At 71.4% G+C, this 17,781-nt stretch carries 22 protein-coding genes; 18 read left to right on the top strand and 4 right to left on the bottom strand.

Annotated features, from left to right (window positions below; all coding sequences use genetic code 11):
- Window positions 1-3: 3 nt before the first annotated feature.
- From AC0VY3_RS37030 to AC0VY3_RS37020, 3 genes are all read right to left on the bottom strand, one after another.
- The gene (locus AC0VY3_RS37030) at window positions 4-573 is read right to left on the bottom strand and encodes a phosphotransferase-like protein (protein ID WP_475551902.1); all 570 of its coding nucleotides are present in this window, start codon (window positions 571-573) and stop codon (window positions 4-6) included.
- On the bottom strand, window positions 570-1,607 hold the full coding sequence (locus AC0VY3_RS37025; RefSeq protein WP_475551901.1) for an AAA family ATPase: 1,038 nt from the start codon (window positions 1,605-1,607) through the stop codon (window positions 570-572). Before AC0VY3_RS37025 ends, AC0VY3_RS37030 begins: the two co-directional genes overlap by 4 nt.
- Before the next feature lie 179 nt (window positions 1,608-1,786).
- The gene (locus AC0VY3_RS37020; RefSeq protein ID WP_030595403.1) at window positions 1,787-2,542 is read right to left on the bottom strand and encodes a GntR family transcriptional regulator; all 756 of its coding nucleotides are present in this window, start codon (window positions 2,540-2,542) and stop codon (window positions 1,787-1,789) included.
- Window positions 2,543-2,800: 258 nt separating this feature from the next.
- On the opposite strand from AC0VY3_RS37020, the gene AC0VY3_RS37015 reads away from it, so the two are divergent.
- From AC0VY3_RS37015 to AC0VY3_RS36945, 15 genes are all read left to right on the top strand, one after another.
- Window positions 2,801-3,184 (top strand): hypothetical protein, encoded by a 384-nt coding sequence (locus tag AC0VY3_RS37015; protein ID WP_475551900.1) that lies wholly within the window; start codon window positions 2,801-2,803, stop codon window positions 3,182-3,184.
- A gap of 319 nt (window positions 3,185-3,503) precedes the next feature.
- Window positions 3,504-4,298, top strand: a complete 795-nt coding sequence (locus AC0VY3_RS37010; RefSeq protein ID WP_475551899.1) for a hypothetical protein — start codon at window positions 3,504-3,506, stop codon at window positions 4,296-4,298.
- A 173-nt stretch (window positions 4,299-4,471) separates the two neighbouring features.
- On the top strand, window positions 4,472-4,858 hold the full coding sequence (locus AC0VY3_RS37005) for a hypothetical protein (protein ID WP_475551898.1): 387 nt from the start codon (window positions 4,472-4,474) through the stop codon (window positions 4,856-4,858).
- A gap of 2 nt (window positions 4,859-4,860) precedes the next feature.
- Window positions 4,861-5,091, top strand: coding sequence for a hypothetical protein (locus tag AC0VY3_RS37000; RefSeq protein ID WP_475551897.1), 231 nt, complete (start codon window positions 4,861-4,863; stop codon window positions 5,089-5,091).
- Entirely contained in the window at window positions 5,091-5,411 is a 321-nt protein-coding gene (locus AC0VY3_RS36995; RefSeq protein WP_475551896.1) for a WhiB family transcriptional regulator, read from the top strand. The genes AC0VY3_RS37000 and AC0VY3_RS36995 overlap by 1 nt, the downstream gene beginning before the upstream one ends.
- Window positions 5,408-5,587 carry a hypothetical protein gene (locus AC0VY3_RS36990; RefSeq protein WP_450919763.1) on the top strand — a complete coding sequence of 60 codons (180 nt, stop codon included), beginning with the start codon at window positions 5,408-5,410 and terminating at the stop codon, window positions 5,585-5,587. Before AC0VY3_RS36995 ends, AC0VY3_RS36990 begins: the two co-directional genes overlap by 4 nt.
- A 403-nt stretch (window positions 5,588-5,990) precedes the next feature.
- Window positions 5,991-7,706 carry a DUF2637 domain-containing protein gene (locus tag AC0VY3_RS36985; protein ID WP_475551895.1) on the top strand — a complete coding sequence of 572 codons (1,716 nt, stop codon included), beginning with the start codon at window positions 5,991-5,993 and terminating at the stop codon, window positions 7,704-7,706.
- 134 nt (window positions 7,707-7,840) lie between these two features.
- Complete coding sequence (locus tag AC0VY3_RS36980) at window positions 7,841-8,389, top strand: hypothetical protein (RefSeq protein WP_475551894.1); 549 nt, start codon at window positions 7,841-7,843, stop codon at window positions 8,387-8,389.
- Complete coding sequence (locus AC0VY3_RS36975; protein ID WP_367462341.1) at window positions 8,386-8,589, top strand: hypothetical protein; 204 nt, start codon at window positions 8,386-8,388, stop codon at window positions 8,587-8,589. Before AC0VY3_RS36980 ends, AC0VY3_RS36975 begins: the two co-directional genes overlap by 4 nt.
- Window positions 8,590-8,712: 123 nt before the next feature.
- Window positions 8,713-11,478 carry a hypothetical protein gene (locus AC0VY3_RS36970; protein WP_475551893.1) on the top strand — a complete coding sequence of 922 codons (2,766 nt, stop codon included), beginning with the start codon at window positions 8,713-8,715 and terminating at the stop codon, window positions 11,476-11,478.
- A gap of 16 nt (window positions 11,479-11,494) precedes the next feature.
- On the top strand, window positions 11,495-11,944 hold the full coding sequence (locus tag AC0VY3_RS36965; protein WP_475551892.1) for a conjugal transfer protein TraB: 450 nt from the start codon (window positions 11,495-11,497) through the stop codon (window positions 11,942-11,944).
- An 84-nt stretch (window positions 11,945-12,028) separates the two neighbouring features.
- Window positions 12,029-14,344 carry a hypothetical protein gene (locus AC0VY3_RS36960; protein WP_475551891.1) on the top strand — a complete coding sequence of 772 codons (2,316 nt, stop codon included), beginning with the start codon at window positions 12,029-12,031 and terminating at the stop codon, window positions 14,342-14,344.
- A gap of 41 nt (window positions 14,345-14,385) precedes the next feature.
- Entirely contained in the window at window positions 14,386-14,574 is a 189-nt protein-coding gene (locus AC0VY3_RS36955) for a hypothetical protein (protein WP_260823449.1), read from the top strand.
- 41 nt (window positions 14,575-14,615) lie between these two features.
- Window positions 14,616-14,813, top strand: coding sequence for a hypothetical protein (locus tag AC0VY3_RS36950; protein WP_475551890.1), 198 nt, complete (start codon window positions 14,616-14,618; stop codon window positions 14,811-14,813).
- An 85-nt stretch (window positions 14,814-14,898) separates the two neighbouring features.
- Complete coding sequence (locus AC0VY3_RS36945; protein WP_475551889.1) at window positions 14,899-15,393, top strand: hypothetical protein; 495 nt, start codon at window positions 14,899-14,901, stop codon at window positions 15,391-15,393.
- Between the two features lie 79 nt (window positions 15,394-15,472).
- Here the strand turns inward: AC0VY3_RS36945 and AC0VY3_RS36940 are convergent, their stop codons facing one another.
- Complete coding sequence (locus AC0VY3_RS36940; protein ID WP_380955188.1) at window positions 15,473-15,691, bottom strand: hypothetical protein; 219 nt, start codon at window positions 15,689-15,691, stop codon at window positions 15,473-15,475.
- 100 nt (window positions 15,692-15,791) lie between these two features.
- On the opposite strand from AC0VY3_RS36940, the gene AC0VY3_RS36935 reads away from it, so the two are divergent.
- The 3 genes from AC0VY3_RS36935 (at window position 15,792) to AC0VY3_RS36925 (ending at window position 17,777) form a co-directional block, all read left to right on the top strand.
- Entirely contained in the window at window positions 15,792-16,553 is a 762-nt protein-coding gene (locus AC0VY3_RS36935; RefSeq protein ID WP_475551888.1) for a hypothetical protein, read from the top strand.
- A gap of 254 nt (window positions 16,554-16,807) precedes the next feature.
- Window positions 16,808-17,272 (top strand): RRQRL motif-containing zinc-binding protein, encoded by a 465-nt coding sequence (locus AC0VY3_RS36930; RefSeq protein ID WP_475551887.1) that lies wholly within the window; start codon window positions 16,808-16,810, stop codon window positions 17,270-17,272.
- 28 nt (window positions 17,273-17,300) lie between these two features.
- Window positions 17,301-17,777, top strand: a complete 477-nt coding sequence (locus AC0VY3_RS36925; protein ID WP_475551886.1) for a hypothetical protein — start codon at window positions 17,301-17,303, stop codon at window positions 17,775-17,777.
- The last annotated feature ends 4 nt before the right edge of the window (window positions 17,778-17,781 follow it).

Genomic DNA, 17,781 nt, shown 5'->3' with positions numbered 1-17,781 from the left:
CGCTCATGCCGACGCCGCCCCCGCCCGCTGCGTCAGCAACTGGTCGATGAGTCTCGCCGCGTCCTGCGGGGCCGCCGCTGTGGTGTCGACGGTCAGGTCCCAGGTCGTACCCGGGTGCGTGTCCAGGTCCTCGCGGGTCGCGTCCCACGCCGCCAGGCGCGCCCCGGTGTCACTGTCGCCGCGCCCCGCAGACCGCTGCCCTGTCACCTCGCGCGGGCACCACAGCAACACCAAAGACCAGTCGGCCGGGTAGCCGTCGACCAGCGCGCGGATGCCGTCGATCTGCCCGAGGTGCACCACGGGCACCCCGCTCGCGAACGCCGCATCCACGCCGGGCCGGTCGATCACGTACGTGTTGGCGTACCGCGCGTTCGCGTAGACGACGTCGCCTGCGGCCTCGAGCTCATGCAGCTGCTCCGCTGTGCCCATCCGATAGCCGGCGGCCTTGCCCGTCCCGACCTTGAGCCGCGCGAACTGCGCGTACCGCTGGCTCAGCTCGGTGAGCGCGGCGGTGACGGTGTCCTTGCCCGACGCCGGCGGGCCGTACAGGATCACGCCCTGCCGTCCGGTCATGAGTACATCGCCCCCATCGCCTGCCGGGCCTGGTCCGCGAGCGTCACCGCGGTGCCCAGCCGGTTGTCGACGACCAGGTGCGGCACCGCCGGGCGCAGGTCGAGGTCGATCGTGGCCATGTACTCGTCCCACCGCTGTAGCTTCCACGCGTCCCGGGCTGCGGAGCGGAATCCGATGTATTCGCGCATCGACTCCTCGTCGCAGCGGACCCATACGGGGAAGACGTCGACCCCCATCGACCCCGCGCGGTTGGCCAGGCGCTGCATCCAGTCCGGGTCGGTCATCTCGGCAATAAACGGGGCGGTCAGTACGGTGGAGATGCCGCACTTGATATTGGCCATGGCGGACTGCATCAGGCAGTCGTACTCCACCGGCCGGACCTGCTCGCGGTAGAGGTCGGTGTGCCGGTCGTTCGCATCGCCCTCCAAGGCGACCAGGAGGCGTTCCACGAGCGGGCGAGTGAGCGGGTCCTTGTCGAGCAGTGGCCAGCCGGTGAGCTGGACGAAGAAGCGGGCGAGCTCGGTCTTCCCGCTACCGGCGAAGCCGCCGACCAGGATGAGCACGGGACGGTGGGGGTCGCCGCCAGTGTGCCGACGCTTCCACGCATCGATAATCCGCTGCTGCAGGTCGAAGTGGTCGGCCTCGTCCGAGCCCGGCGCGATGCGGTGAACGGCCCGCTCAACAGCCAGGACGTGTGACCCGTTGAGGCGGTCGTCCAGCGGCGTGAGCTTGAAGGAGGACTCTTCCCCGGGCAGAGCCGTACGGAATCCCAAGTCGGGTTCGGTGGCCCGGTAGAGGAGGCAGTAGGCCCGCCGGTAGTGGGGGCCAGGGAAGACCTCGCCCTGCTCGTGCTGCCACAAGGTCTGAGGATTTGCGGCGGGGATGCCCTTGAGCTTGGCCTGCTCGGCAACCTCCCGAAGGCGTTCGCCGGCCTTCTCCAGCGTTAGACCGTGCGCCTCCCGCTGCTCGCGAAGCCGGTCCGGCCTCCACCCTGCTCTTTGCCTGCCCACGCTGTCCCCCTCCGTCATCGTCATGCTCGCGAGCCTAGGACGCAGCCCCCAAATCCCGTGTGTACGCGGATGTTGAAAACCCGTGAATGGAAGTGCGTACGGGCTTCGACAAGCCACTGTGATGTTGCGTTTGCCTCGTTGTCGCTGAGATTGGCCCCACAAGACGGACCAGACAGGGGGCGGCAATGCAGGGCATCGAACGGTTAGGCATCGAATTCGTAGTCCAGCACGTACGAAGCGCTGTCGAGGGTCATCTCGTTGATCTCGACGACGCGCTCTTCGCTGTCGAAGGCAGTCCGGCAGAGCTTGATCACGGACCGCTCATCCGACATGCCGAGCGCCGCAGCCTCGGGGCTCGTTGGCAGTCGGCTTCGGATCTCCTCGCGGAAGCGCACGACCGTGTGACCGAGGTCAGCGAGTCGGGCGTAGATGCCACCCGGCCCCGTGTCGGCCTGAGTGATCGCCGAGCCTTCCACCAGCTCGTAAGGGAGGTAGGAAACGGCGAACATCACTGCGCGGCCGTCCAGCACGTATCGACGGGAGCGCACGCAGGCTGCCTGCCCTTCCCCCAGTTCAAGCACACGAGCGATGTGCGGCGGCGGAACCGCCTGGTCGACGGTCACTTGATCAACAGCAAGTGGCCGGTCTTCGTCAGCCGACCAGATCGACTTGCCTGCACCCCACTGGTCGCGTGCCAGTCGCTGAATTCCATGCCGCCGGATTGGGCGGAACGACTGGACGAAGACCCCGGCGCCCTTCCGAGACTCAGCAAGTCCCTGATTTTTGAGGGTGCGAAGAGCCTGCCGGGCGGTGAGTGCGGCGACGCCGTACTGCGCAGCGAGTGCGTTTTCTCCTGGCAGTCGATCACCGGGACTGTACTCCCCCGCCTCGATGGCGGCCTTCAGGTCGTCCGCAATCCGCCGGTACTTGGGCAGCTGGCTGCCCGTCTCTTTCGCCATGTGTCTCCCTACCTCGCTAGCGATCCTAAAGCGGCCAGCTATCGGGATCGCCGGAAGGGCGGCTTGATCCACGCGGGAGCCACTGGAGGAGCTTACATCGTTAACGAACTTCTTGACATCGCTAACGAACCTCGCTTCACTGAGTCCATCGACCTTGTTAACGAGGTGGACGAGACCTCGTCTCGGGACTGCACAGACCTGCCCAGCCGCCATCGGAGCGCTTCCCGCGCCCTGCCTTTCCGAGAGGAGCACCACCTCATGAACGTCACCCGTCGCCCCGCCGCCAGCCTCGCCACCGAGCATTTCGAGACGGAGACCCAGGAGCTGTTGGACGCGATCGGCGTGGAGCTGCCGGAATTCGGCGACATCGACATGGACGTCGCCTTCGGGACGCCGCTGGAGATGTTCGAGGCTGGCGCCCTTCCCCACGAGCGGCTGGACGGCCTGGACATCACCGCCGCCGTCGCCGCGATCGAGGCCCGCGAGAACCGAATGCTCGCCGCCCGCGACATCGTCGCCACCGACCCGACCGCCACCGAGCTCGTCCGTGAGCGCCTGGTCGACGTCCTTCTCCCCTACGCCACACAGCTGCGCATCACGCGGCCTGCGGCCGCCACGGCGCTCGTGCCACTGGCGGCCTAGCTCCAGCCGGGTCTTCACGGACCCGGCTCCCTCACCCGGACGCCGTCTCGTACGCGGCCGGATGTGGGAGCCGGACCATCGGTCCCCTTCGCACCACCCACAACCGAAGAGCACTACCGCAGAGAGCTATGTGGATGTCCGCGCCTTGAGTGGCGGGCTGCCGGGTGACGAACGACGAGGTCCCCGTGCCGGCTCTTTGCGTGCACCACCCACAGCAGTTGCGCTGCCCCCTCCCCACGGCCCTCGTACGTCCGTGGCGGGCGGAGAACGCAACCAAGGCCGAAACCGAGCTTCTTCCTCGTTGACCAGGGAGTTCCTGATGCGTCCCAGCCGTCGGCCCGCCCTCAAGGCGAGCGAGATCCCGCCCCAGAACCTCAACCTCCGCGAGGGCGAGCGCCAGTCGATTGTCTGTCCCGACTGCGACACGTGGCACCCGCTCTACCGCAAGATGATCAAAACCCACCACCTGGACCGCGAGGTCCGCGGCGGCCGCGCTCCCCGCTGCCCCGGCAGCGCGCAGCTGATCGACATGGACATCAGCGTCGAGCAGTGGGGCGAGAGGATGCTCGCCGCCGACAGCACGGCGACGGGCCGCCGCTCCGCCCGCCAGCACTACAAGCCGCTGGCGCAGCCGCCCACCCCGATCTACCGCCTCGCTGACCGAGGCCCGCAGGGCACGCCGACCCTGCCCCGCCTGCTCCCGCTGCTGGAACGTGCTCGCCACGCCGTCGACCAGCACCGCGTTGCCTGCTCCCTCTGCAGGACCGGCGGACGGTGCGACGCGGGGCGTGCCCTGGAGTTCCGGTTCGCTGAGACTGAGGCCTCCTGCACGATCGCCCGGGAGCAGCTGCACCGCCAGGAGCGCGAGCAGGGCGGCCGGTCGGCTGCCCCGACGCGCCGCTCCGAGTGGGCGGCCGTGCTCCCGGCGGTCCGGGAAGCCGACACCCGCCGTACGTTCGTGCCGGTCCCGCCCGGCCGGGCCGAGGCACCCGCCAAGGCCGGAACCGCGAACGTGCCGACGGAGCCGGAGAACCTCGAGGCGCACGACCGGCGGCAGGCCGAGCTCGGCCAGCAGTACGCACAGCGGAAGGGCTCGGTGGCTCTGTCCGCCTGACCCGCCCGGGACGAACGACCGAGGCCCCGGCCGACCCCACGCGAGGGGGTCGGCCGGGGCCTCGGCTGCTCGTAGCAGTCGACTCCCCAAATGGGGAGTGATCGCGACAGCCCTTGGGATTGCAGCCCTCGGACTGTCCAGGACCTGACTCGGAGGACCTGATGCAGCTCAGCATGACACGCACGACCCCGACTCCGTCGTCCGGCATCTACGACGACATGGAGGACGCCGACAACCGCAAGGGTCCGGAGCGCGACGAGACCGACCGCGCCTTCCACGACCTCGTGGGGCAGCTGGTGGACGACGGTGACACCCGTGCCGCTGTGGCCGGCCGCCGGGTACGGCGCACGCTCCAGGAGATGGCCCCCGGCTACGTCCGTCAGCCGGTGCTGATCCTGCACCGGCCGACGATGGGCCAGTGCCCGCTCTGCGAGCGGTGGAACTGCCCCGGGCACGACTGCCCGCCCGGCGTCACCGCGCTGGACGAGCAGGGCCACAAGGACCTGAGCGACAAGGTCGGGAAGAAGAACGAGCAGTCCGAGAACCCGTACCCGAAGTAGCGGTGGCCGCTCTCATACGCGCCGCCCGGACCGCGCAGCACCTCGCGGTCCGGGCCGTCACCGCGCACGGCCTGGTCCACCCGATCACCCTCGCGCTCCTGGCGGCCGCCTCCACGGCGGCCGCCAGGGCGTGGGAGGCCGGTCACCAGGTAACGGACATTCACCCCGCCAGCACCGCGAGCAGCCCCGGGACGCACCCCGGGGCTGCTCCGTACGGACCCAGGAGGTCCTGATGAACCCTTCCATCGTCACCGCCGTCTACGCCCCCTCCGCTGACCTGCCGGTCAACACGAACTGGCGGACCCGCAGCGCGTGCCGGGACGAGGACCCCGACCTGTTCTTCCCCATCGGCACCACCGGCCCGGCCGTGGTCCAGGCCGAGGAGGCCAAGGCCGTGTGCCGTACCTGCCCGGTCATGGAGGCCTGCCTGGACTGGGCGCTGGACTCCGGCCAGGACCACGGCGTGTGGGGCGGCACCGACGAGAGCGACCGCCGCCGGATCCACCGCCGTGCCGCGCGCCTGCGCCTCAAGCAGCAGAAGACCGCCGCGTGACGAAGCGCGGCTTGTACGAGCTCTACATGGCCGCCGCCGACGCCGTCCGTGACCACGACGCCACGTGCACCACCTGCACGCCGGAGCGCCGCTGCCCGCCGGGCGCCCGCCTGTACGGCGAGCTGGTCCGGCTCCAGGACGACTACCTCGCCCAGCAGAGGACCCGGCGCACCTGACCGCACCCTTTCGTGCCCGCCCGGCGGGAGCCGCCCTGAGTTTCGGGCCCGCCCCGCGCCGTTTCGCGAGCACGACCGCCCGCCCTCCGGACCGTGGGCCTTCTCGGACGGTCGGAGGGGGTAGAGCGGGTGTCCGGTTCGCAGGTAGCTGTCCGCCCAACTGGCCGTTTCGGGAACGCCTCACCGCGTTTCGGGAGCGGCCCTCGCCGTTTCGCGCCCACCCGGACACCCCCTTCTGGAGGACCTGATGACGATCACCGACTGGCCGCGAACCGCAGCCGAACCCGACCCCGCTTCGCCCCCGCCGACCGCCGTTTCGAAGACACCGGCCGCCGTTTCGGGAACACCCGGCACCGTTTCGGAGACGGGCGAGTTCGTTTCGGAGACGGAAAGCGGAACCGGAATGAACAACTCCGCCGCGAGGCTGACCGGTACTCAGAAGTGGACGGCTGGGGCGATCGTCGTGTTCGCGCTCGCCCTCGCGGGCATCGGCCTCTACCTCTCCTTCGAGCACGTCGCCCAGTTCGCCCACGAGGAGCTGCGCTTCGACTCGCTCGGCAAGGGCCAGCTGTTCGCGGTCGGCGTCGACGTCGGCATCATGGTGATGATCGCGGTCGACCTGCTGATGGCCTGGCTCAAGCGCCCCATCAGCTGGATCCGCTACCCGGTGTGGCTGCTGACCGCCGCGACCGTCGTCCTCAACGCCGCGTCCGGCGCCCCCCGGGACCGGGCGTGGCAGTTCCTGGACTACGTCGCCGCCGGCGCGCACGGCGTCGTGCCGGTCTTGTTCATCATGGTGGTGGAGCTGGGCCGCACGTCGATCGACCGCGTTGTCCGGCCTGACCAGGCCGAACGCGACTCGATCCCGTGGCTGCGGTGGGTCCTCGCCCCGGTCGCGACGTCCCGGATCTTCCGCCGGATGCGGCTGTGGGGCGTCACCTCCTACCCGGAGATGACCCGCCGCGACCAGGATCTCATCGCCTACGAGCAGTGGCTCAAGCGCAAGTACGACGGTGACATCTCCCAGGCGTCCGAGGACGAACTGCTGCCGATGAAGATGGCCCCGTACGGCTACACCGTCGCCCAGGCCCTGGCCATGCCCGACGAGCAGGACCGGGCAGCTCAGGAGCGGGCGGAGGAGGCCGAGCGTCGCCGCCTGGACGCGGAGACCCGCAGCGAGGTCGCCCAGGCGGAGTCCGCAGCCGAGAGGCTGCGCGCCAAGGGCAAGGTGGAGTTGGTCCAGGCCGAGGTCGACGGCCAGACCGGTCAGGCCCGCGCCCACGCCCGAGCCCAGGTCAGCGCGGCGGAGAAGGCCGCCGCGCTGGAGCAGAAGGCGCTGGAGAACGCGGTGGTCGCCGAAGCCCGCGCCCGAGAGGCCGAGGCCGAGCGCCAGGAAGCCGAGGAGCGCAGGGCCGCTGCCGCCGCCGATCTGGAGAAGGCCGGCCTGGAGCGCAAGGCCGCCGAGCAGCGCAAGGCAGCGGCCGAAGCGGACGCGGTCGCCGCTGCGGAGGCCGGTGCGATCGAGACCGAGCGGATCGCTCTGGCACGCAAGGCGACGGCGGCCGCCGACCTGGACGCGGCCGAGCTGGAGCGGCGGGCGGCCCAGAAGCGGAAGGAAGCTGCGGAGGCCGACCGGGCCGCCGCGGCGGAGGCACAGGCCATCGAGACCCAGGCCATCGCCGAAGCCCGCCGGGCTGCTTCCGAAGCCGATCGGGTCGCTGCCGAAACCGAAGCCGCTGCTGCCGAAACGCGGCGGGCCGCTGCCGAAACCGCGCGTCTGGAGGCGGAGGAGCGGCGGCAGGCGGAGGTCGTTCTCGCCGACGCCGCACGGGCCAAGGAAGAGGCAGCCGAAGCCGAACGGGCTGCTGCCGAAACGCGGCGGGCTGCTGCCGAAATCGAGCGGGCCGCGGTCGAAGCCGAGGACATCGCACGGCTCAAGCCGCGCGAGCGGGGGCTGCGCAAGGTCGCCCGGATGATCCTGGCCGTCGGCGGCGACGCCGAGAGCCTGCCCCTCGCCGACATCCAGCACGAGCTGCTGCTCAACTCCCCCGGCACCGCTTCCGAGTACCGCGCCGAAGCCGCCCAGCTGCTGGCGGATGGCTACGTACCGGGGCAGTGACCTGCACAAACAGGCCGCTCGACGGTTCCACCGGCCCCCGAGACGAAGACAGCGCCTCGGGGACGCGGTGAAGGCGCCGTAACGCCCCCCAAAGCCTCCCAGATCGCCCCCGCCCCCAGAAGGAGAACCCCCTCATGGATATCAACGCCCTGTTCACGGATGAGGGCCTGCGGGCCTTCACCGCGACCGTCCGCGACCAGCACGTTCGTGACGCCCAGCAGTACGGGCAGATCGCCGACATCGTGCGCAGCCGCCTCCAGCAGACGCCGATCGAGGGCGACCGCTGGATGGCCAAGAGGCTGCGGGCCTGGAAGGTCGCCCGGCAGCTCAAGGCCATGCAGAAGGCGTCCACCGAGGCCGCGGCCAAGGCCGAGGCCCTGTACGCGACCTACGTCAACGAGGTCCTGGAGCTCCCGCAGCGCAGGGCGGTCGCGGAGGCCAAGCGCCTGGAGCGCAAGCAGGGCCGCCAGGCCGCCGTCGGCGCGGCCGTCGCCGGTTCGCTGAACCGCACGGTGACCGCGCTCAACACCCCCCAGGAGCAGCCCGGCGGCACGGTTCCGCAGGCGAGGCCGGCGGAGTTCGTGGCCCCGGACAACCCCTGGCAGCAGTGGCCGATGGCGGCCGGCGGTGAGCGGCCGACGAGCACGATCAACGACTACTTCCCGAAGGGAGACGGGAAGTGACGACGCCTCGGCAGACGCAAAACCGTGCGAAGCACTGGAACGGGCGGGTTGCCGAGGCCACGACCGACCAGGAGCGGGCCGGGGTCTGGTACGACGCGTGCCGGACCCTGGCCCGCCAGGCCGAGCGCGAGGGCAAGCCGAGCCTGTGGCCCGCGCTCACCCAGGTACTGCACGACTTCTACAAGCAGCACGGAGGGTGACGAAGTTCTTCTTCTTCACCGCCCCCTCCCCACCGCCCGGAGCACCCCAAGGCGCGCGCGTGTCGTGCGCGCGCGAGGGTGCCCCAGGCGGTGACCTTCTGTCAACTCCGAGAGGGAGACGTCATGGCCGACGACGACGGCCCCAACAACGTGATCAACTTCCCCCGCGTGGGCTTCACGGCTCCCACCGATCCCCCGGCCGAGCCCTCCGAACCGGCCTCCGCCGACGTACCGTTCGCCGCCCCCGCAGACCCCGCCCCGGCCACTCCGGAGGCGTTTGCACCCGCGACGCGAACCGACCCGATGGGCGTTATCGCGACCCTCCCGGACCCTGGTCAGGGAGCCCCGTTCGCCGCCGCTCCGGGGCCCACCGCGACCCCGGCTCCGACCGGTGCGGCGGTGCCGTCGACCTTCCGCTCGGAGGGCGCCCCGGCACCCGCAACGCCGGGGCTCGGCTCGCTGTCCCTGGCGGCGGTCCTGGCGGTCTCCCTCGCGGCGATGCGCGGGATTCACTCCAGCATCGCCTCGGGGCGGGCCAGCCGGGAGCAGCGTGAGGCGGTCGCGAAGACCGCGAGCAGCGGCAAGGACGGCTCACCCAAGGGCGGTTCGAAGAAGCCGGTGCCGTCCGGTCCGGAGTACGGCCGCAAGGCCCTCCAGAGCGGTCCTGGCGGCTCGTCAGGACGCTCCGGCTCCGGTGGTCCGGGCCGGTCGGGGCGGGGCGGCAGCGGGGCGCTCAGCGGCTCGGGAGGCCGGGGGCGCGGCGGGTCGACGACCAAGTCGCCCAGCGGCTCCGGCAGCGGTTCCGGTGGTGGTCGCGGACGGGGTCCGGGCGGCGGTTCAGGCTCCGGCTCCGGCGGCGGCCGCACCAACTCGCCGAAGAAGAACAGCTCCGGCGTCACCCCGGTGACGCGCACCTCGCAGGGCGGCGGCCTCAGCCTCAAGAAGAACCGCAACCCCGGATCGTCCGGGGGTTCGGGCGGTTCGGGCGGCGCCGGTAAGGGGCCGAACAACAGCGGCGGTGGCGGCAGGAAGAACCGCGGCCCCGGCGGCGGTGGCGGGTCCGGCTCCTCCGGAGGCGGGGCCGTCCTGAACCGCAAGGGCGGACCCGGCAGCACCGGGACCGGTGCCGGGGGGTCCGCAGGTGGCTCGCACAAGAAGCACGGCCCGGGCACCGGCAAGACGACGGGCCCCAACCTGGGCAAGGGGAACAAGACCACGCCCCCCACGAAGGGGACGGGCGGGAAGTCCACGCCCGGTCCGTCCGGCCCGAAGGTTCCGAAGGGGTCGGGCACCGGGAAGGGCACAGCGTCCGGGCCGAAGAGCGGCACGAAGAAGTCGCCGCGCGGGACGACCGGCCCGTCCGGGATCCTGCGCAAGAAGCCCGGCACCACCACCTCGGGCACCGGCCCGAAGACGAAGCCGAAGGGGAAGGGCGGCAGCGGCTCGGGCACCACGGCGCCCGGCAGCAAGCGCGGCGGCGGGAAAAGCAAGACCCGCTCCGGCAAGGGCGGGACGGGCCCGGCCTCGGTGCCCGCGCCGGTACCCACGGCACCGGGCGGGAAGTCCCGCAAGGGCAAGAAGGTCACGCTCACCCCGGGGATCGCGCACGGCACCATGGCGGCGTCGGACACGTACGGCTGCCGTTGCCGCAAGTGCCGCCGCTTCGACCGCGCGTACGGCAAGAAGATGGACGCGGCACGCAAGTCCGCCGCCCGGGGCCGGACGACCTTCGGCGAGGCTGTGCATGAGACCGCTGAGAAGCGGCTTAAGCGCCGCCGCAAGAAGATGGGCCCGCCGGTTGTCACGAAGGTCAAGGTCAGGAAGCCGAAGAAGAAGTCCGGCCCGAAGACCAAGACCACCAAGCCCGGCAGCACCAAGCCCGCCGGCCCCGCCGCGAAGACGCCTTCCGGGCCTGCCGGGAAGACACCGTCGGGTCCGGCCGCGAAGGCCCCGACCCGCCGCACGCCCTGGTCCACGGCCAGGGCGCGGGCCCGCAAGCGCGCCCGGATGCGCACCACCACGGTCCCCACCCCGGTTACCGGCACGACCGTCTCCGCCCCGCCCATGCCGCCGGTCCCGCCCAGCCCTCCGGCAGCTGCACCGGCCCCGGCCGTCGCGGCCGCCGCACCGGCCGGAACTGCCGGTGCTGCCACCGCCTCACCCCCGTCTCCGGCTCCGCCGGGTCCTGCTGCTGTACCGGCCCCGGCCGCCGCAGCCACCGGACCCGCTACGGCTCCGGCTTCGGCGGGCGGGGGCACGATGCCGGGCACCGGCCAGCAGCGCCTGACGCCGTTCGAGGCGATGGGCATGGCCACGGCGGTACCCGCACAGCCCGGGCCGATCACGGTCGAACGCGCCGATACCCCCGGGCCCAGCCCGGCGTCCGGCACGGGCGGCCCCGCCGACAACCCGAGCACGAAGGAGAACAGCGTGAGCACCGTCCCCGACACCCGCGACAGCTGGATGGCCCAGTGGGGCAGCGGCGGCATCACGGACATGGACGCCCAGCACAAGACGGAGGTGACCCTCGACGACACCCTCGACGTCCTTGAGGAGCTCACCCAGCAGTCGTTCACGGCGCACGAGACCTGCAACAAGCTCTCCGCCAAGGCCAGGCAGATCCGGTACGAGCTGGAGGACCTGGCCGCCGACCTGCGCTCCACGCACAACGTCATCGGCCGCCTCACCGGCGCCGCGATGGCGAAGCTCGCGGAGTCGATGGAGGTGCTGGACCGCAAGGCCAGGGAGATGGCCACCAAGTCCCTCACGGCCGCCGAGCTCTCCGAGAGCGCGGAGAACGCCATGTTCGACGCCTACCGGCCGCTCCAGCAGGCCACCGAGGACACCGGCCTGGCCGTCCCCGCCGCCCGCATCCACAACCAGAACTGAGAGAGGAGATCATCACGTGAGCGACAACCTCCCCGCCATCCCCGGCATGAACAACACCGTCGCCAGCAGTACCGGCGGTACGGGCGGTCCCCTCGGCTTCCTCGCCCTCGCGGGCCGCACCGCGAAGCTCGCCGCCTCCGCCCTCTTCCTCAAGGAGGGCATGCACCGCCTCCGCTCCCACATGGAGGCCAACTCCACCGCCGCCCTGCGCCTGGCGGAGATGTGCGGCCAGGCCGAGGTCGAGCCGCGCTTCACCTCGATGATCGAGGACGTCTCAACCGCCCTCACCGGCGTCGCGGAGGCCTCCGGCGACATGGTCAACGCCGCCGACTCCGTCGACACCGACGCCCGCGGCTTCAACGGCGCGCACGAGCAGGAGTACCGCCCCGGCTACGAAGCCTCCAACGCCTCCGGAGTCCAACAGGCCAAGCCCGGCTTCTACCGGCGCACCGGCCGCCGCCACTAACTCCAACCCACCCACCGCAACACGGGGCCGCACCCACACCGGGCGCGGCCCCGCGCTGCGCCCTGCCCAGACAAGGAGGCTGCGTTGAGCACCACCGACCAGGCGGCACCGGCCGTCGACACCACCAAGTCCGTGCCGAGCCACGTCCTCTACCGGCGCGTCCTGGCCGAACGCACCTCCTACGCGCTGACCGCCGCCGGGATGGCCGTCGGCCCGCAGCTGGACGACAGCGCCTGGTCCTACCTCGCCTCCGGCGGCATCGGACTGGGCACCCTGGCCTGGCTGTACGCGAAGACGAAGAACACCGACCCGGGCCAAGGCCTGAGCGCCATCACCCGGGCGCAGCGCGCGATCCCGTTCCTCACGGCCGCCGGCACCTACGTGGCGAACCTGATCACCCCCGGCTTCAACTGGTGGGAGGTCGTCGCCCCCGCGGCGTGGGCCGGGCTGATGGGCTGGATGGCGCCGCTCACCCGCAGCGCCTCCCTGGTCCTGGAGCTCACCGACCACCAGGTGCCGACCGGCACCGGCCTGGCGCCCCGGGAGCTGACGTACACCGAGTTCCTCGCCGCGAAGTGGGCGCAGGCCACCGGCGACGGCACCCGGCTCGTCTCCATCGCCCCGTACCGGGCCGACCGGCCGGACTTCGAGGCCGTCGTCGTCGCCCAGGCCGGGAAGGCCGTGCCCACCTTCACCGACGTACAGCTGGCCGCCGCGTTCGACTTCCCGGTCGGCACGGTGAAGATGCGGCCGGTCCAGGGCTCGGGGCCCGGCCGGATGCGGCTGGTCGCCCGGCCCACCTCGGAGGACACCGAGGCCGTCGCCGAAGGCATCCGGGGCCTGTGGGAGACCGCGGTCGCCGCCCCGGGCAAGGCCGCCCCCGGCGTCGACCTGATCGACCACCGGACCGAGAAGGACCGCATCGTCCTCCTGGTCGCCTCCCCGCCCGGCAAGACGATCTACCTGCCGCACACGGCGATCTGCTCCGCCTTCGGCATCGACGACCCCTCCCGCCTCGTCATCGAGACCGACGGCATCCGCCAGGGCGTCGTCTCCATCTACAAGACCAACCCGCTGATGAAGGTCCGCAAGGCCACCGTCGAAGACCTGACGATGGACGAAAAGGGCCGCATCACCATCGGCGTCTGCCACGACGGCAAACCGGCCCGGATGCGCCTGTGGGATCCGGGCCAGGGTGCGCTGCGAGGCATCACCGCCGGCGTCACCGGCGCGGGCAAGAGCGTGCTGCAGAACCTGATCCTCGCCGGGGAGAAGCGCTCCGGCGTCGTCTCCTGGGTCGGCGACGTCCAAGGCGGCATGTCCCTCCCCGAGGCGGAAGGCCGGGTCGACTGGTTCGCCAAGGGGCCGGTCGAAACGCTGCTGATGCTCACGGCCGCGCACGCGGTCATGAAGTACCGCGAGCGGATCAGCAACGAGATGGGGCGCGGCGACTTCGCCCTGGGCAGGCCGTGGCCGCTCATCAACATCACGCTGGACGAGATCAACCGGCTGCTGTCCCACCCGGACGAAGCGATGCGCAAGGCCACCGCCTACCTCATCGCCGACATCCAGAAGACCGGCCGCAAGGTCGGCATCGGCATCCGGCTCGCCGTGCAGTCCCTGCACCTCAAGGACCTCGGTGACGACGACGCGATCCGCCAGCAGGGCAAGGTCGGCGCCCTGTTCCTCATGCGCACCGCGAGTTCCTCCACCAAGGAGATGGGCCTGGACGGCATCGCCCCGGCCGGTTTTCAGATGGAGAACATCCCCGCCCGGATCTACGAGAACGGGCAGATCGAAGCGCTGTTCTCCGGCCAGGACGACGAGGACGGCGAGAGTACGGCCGGGATGGCGTACATGTTCCTCGACGGCCGGGCGAAGTTCATGAGGACGTTCTTCGCGGAGAAGGTCGACGGGGTCTATCCGGACCTGATCGCCCTGTACGGCGAAGAGCCGGCCAACGGCCTCACCCCGGGTGAGGCGGCGGCCGCGCAGGCCAAGGTCGGGCTCTACGACCTGCGGCACACCAACCCGTACGCCGACTGCGACACCCTCGCCCAGGCCTTCTCCGGTGCCTCCAGCAGCGCCCCCGAACCCGGTACCCCCGCGCCTGCAGCCGACATGGACGGACACGGCGGCGATACCCCGGGCGCGCCCGCTCCGTTCGGCGGGCCGTTCGCGGACATCCCGTTCGGCCTCGACAACGACCCCGGCGAGGAGCCCGGCCTCCAGGACCAGATCCTTGAACTCCTCGCGGACGGGCCCAAGCCGCTCAAGGAACTGCGCGCCGCGCTGCCGGACTTCCAGCCCTCCAGCGTCAGCAACGCCTGCTCCCAGCTCAAGGCGAAGGGCCTGGCCACCACACGCAAGCGCGGCGTCTGGCAGCTCACCGACAACTGACCCGCACCCCCGACACCCCAACTCACCGAAGGAAAAGAACCGTGGCCCTGTCGATCTCCCTGGTCGTCCTGCTCGGCATCATCGTCCTCATCCTCGTCCGTACCGGCTACCAGCGGATCCTGCCGGGCATCGCCGTCTGCCTGTTCGGCTTCTTCCTCGCCAGCACCGGCATCGCCCCCACGGTCAACAGCGCGATCTCCTCCCTCACCGGCTGGATCAGCAGCTTCTGACCAGCCCGATCCCACCCCGCCCGTACGCGAAGGAGAGCCCGATGAACAACCGCCCCCTGGTCCTGGTGGCCGACTCCGCCGACGTCCTCGCGGCCAGCCCCGAGGCCCGCACCCTCGTCACCGAGCTGCTGCTCACCGGCCGCCGCAACGGCCTCGTACTCCGCACCGAGAGCCGTCGGCCGCTGACGCAGTACCCGACGCCCGACGCCCTCGACGAGGCCGCCACCACCCCCCAGTAGTCCCGCCCCGCTCCCCCGCCCCTGCGCCCTCCCCGCCCACCCAGCGGGGAGGGCGCCACGCTTCCCCCTCGAACCGGAGATCACCGTGGACTTCGAGCCCATCACCCGCCCGCTCACCGACGCCGAAGCCCGCGCCGAGGCTGAGCGGATCATCACCCAGTCCTTCCAGCCCGCGGCCACGCCCGTACGGCACTTCCCGACGTCCTTCCGCGACGACACCAAGGTCCCGCCGTACGGCGACACCCCGCCCGTCCATCAGGACGACAAGCGGATCGTCCCGGCCTGGGCCGCCGGAATCGCCGTCGCGAGCATCGGCGTCGGCGCCGGGTCGGTTGGTCTCGGCTGCTGTGCCTGGCTCGTACTCCAGGGCCTGGCCTCCGTCACGCTTTACGGCGTCCTGATGGTGACCCTGCCGTTCGCCGGTCTCGCGATGGTCGCCACCGCCATCGGCGGCGCGGTCAGCAAGGCCCGGTCGGTGTCCAAGACGGTCTACAAGGGCCCCGTCACCCAGAACACGCAGATCACCAACACCAGCAACCAGCGGGGGATGTTCTCCCGCACCCGCAACGACGTCCGCTGAGCTCGGGCGCCCTGCCTCGCATCCGACACCGCCCGCCTGCCGGGCCTCGGGTGCGGGACAGGCCGTCCGGCCTCACCGGTCAGTCGTAGTCGATCCAGATCCGCCCGTAGTCATCGACCTCGGCACCCCGGATCTGCCCGTCGACGATCGCCCGGTTGACCGTCACCTCGACCTCGTAGTCGACGTCGATCCACAACACCCCGTCGTCGTCGGTGAACGCGGGCCAGATCGTGTCGTCCGTATCGATGACCTGGTCGAAGACGATCTCCACCGGCTCATCCCGGGTGAACCACCCCATCGCAGCCGCCCCCTTCACCTCTGCCGATTCCGTCGCTCACCCACAGCTTGGCCCACTCGCACGCTCCGTGAACCCCGCTTCACCAACTAGGAGTTGCCTCATGCAGTCCAACGACAGCGCGCCCCGTACCGACCGCCAGGAGCTCCCCCACCTCCCCGTGCCCTTCCCGAAGACGCCGCCCAAGGAGTCCGTGTTCGCGGCGCTGCGCACCTGGTGGGACAAGGCGTGGGAGGACGACGGCGTCCTGAACCTGATGTGGATGGACATCCTCAACGTCCCCCAGGACGGCCCGCGGCACATGGCGCCCTGGATTCGGGCCGTTCTGATGCTGGTCGGTGCGTCCTTCGTCCTGCTGGCGGTCGTGGCCGCCGGTGAGGCCGTCCTCCACGCGCTGCACCAGCTGCTCACCCTGGTGCCGACGGTGCAGGTCGGCGTCGACACCTCCGACAGCGTGCTCGCCATCGTCGACCAGCCGGTCCGCACCTACATCGCCCAGCACTCCGCCGGCCTCCCCATCGCCGCCTCCACCGTCTACACGCTGTGGCTGGCCACCGGCATCACCGCCCTGATCTTCGGCTACTTCACCCGGAGCAACGCCCTGCGGGCGATGTGGACCGGGTGGGGCGCGGCCACCGTGTTCATGGTCTGGACGGCCACCCCGGACACCAGCCGCACCATTGCGGTCGCCCTGACGGTCCTGGCCTGGACACTCCTGTCCGCGCTCGCGCTGAACGGCCTGACCCTGCGCCGCACCGTCGGCCGCCCCGCCCACCCCGCGAAGGTTCCCGCCCGGCCCGACGTCCACATCCACATGCCCGCCCCGGCCGCCGACCGGCACAGCAACTGCCCCTTCCGGGACTGACCTCCGGTCGCCCCGCCTGGCCCTCGCCCACCCGCACCCGGGTGGGCGAGGGCCGGACAGGCCGACCGGCCGCCTCGCACCGCGCCCGCCGACGAACAGCCGGCGGGCGCGGTGCGTGCTGTCCACCGACACCAGGAGGAACCGCTCGTGCTCATCCCCCGCCCGCGTCGCCGGATCGGCCGTCCCCGCCCGCAGCGCCCCGGCCCCCGCTACCCGCTCCCCCAGCGCCGCCTCCCCGGTACCTGGAGCCGGTGATGCCCCGCACCCGCAAGCAGCGGCGCGACGTGATCCGAGTGCCGCGCGGCGCGACGGCCCTGCCCGAGTTTGATCGTGGCGCCGTACCCGAAGGCCTCGTCACGCGGCGCGCTTTGCGGGAGATGGGGTTGAGCCCCGGTGACAACGAAGGTCCGGTCGCGATCCTGCGGTGCCGCCTGTGCGCGACCCGGCCGAACTGGTCGTGCCGTCACCCGACCCGCGGCTTCCTCCTCCGGGTCGACCTGGCCCGGCCCAAGCGTGTCCCGACGTTGGCTCAGGAGCTGGCACTGGACCGCGCCATCGCCGCCAGGAGCACCTGCCCGAAGTGCGCCCGCCGGTACGTCTACTGCCTGCCCCTGCGCACCGTCGGTTCCTGCGACCCGTGCGCCCAGGGCTACGAGCCCAGCCCCGACACCTACTTCACCACCATCGCCACGCCGGTCACGCACCGGCTGGCCGCCTGAACGCCTCAGCCGAAGGAGCGATCACACCGTGACCGAGACCCTCACCCCGCCCGCCATCAGCCCGGCGGCCGACTCTCCGCTGGCCCTCCTGTTCGAGATCGTCGCGACCACCGCCCGTCTCACCACGGATGAGGAGCGCGACGTGGCGGAGACCGCGGCTGCCGACCACCTCTACACCGCCTACCCCGACACCCTCGGCCAGGCGGTAGACCACGACGCCTGGACCGGTCTCCCCGCCCTGCGCGACCCCGCCGTCCAGCCCAGCGCCGTGGCACACCTGGACGGCGGGCTGTGGCTCCACCACACCATCACCGCCGACGCCGACTACCGCGACGTCCTCACCCTGCTCGTGCCCTGCACCTGCGGCCATGGCTACGTCGCATCGCTGCTGGAGGACGAGAACGACCTCCTGGAGCTCCTCCAGGAACTCCGTCCAGCCGGCGGGCACGCCGTTCACAGCGGCGACACCGGCGGCCCGTACTGCGCCAGCACCCCGACCCGCTGAGCCG

The organism is Streptomyces sp. iso_384, from assembly GCF_056172905.1.
This window is presented reverse-complemented; position numbering and strand designations above follow the sequence as displayed.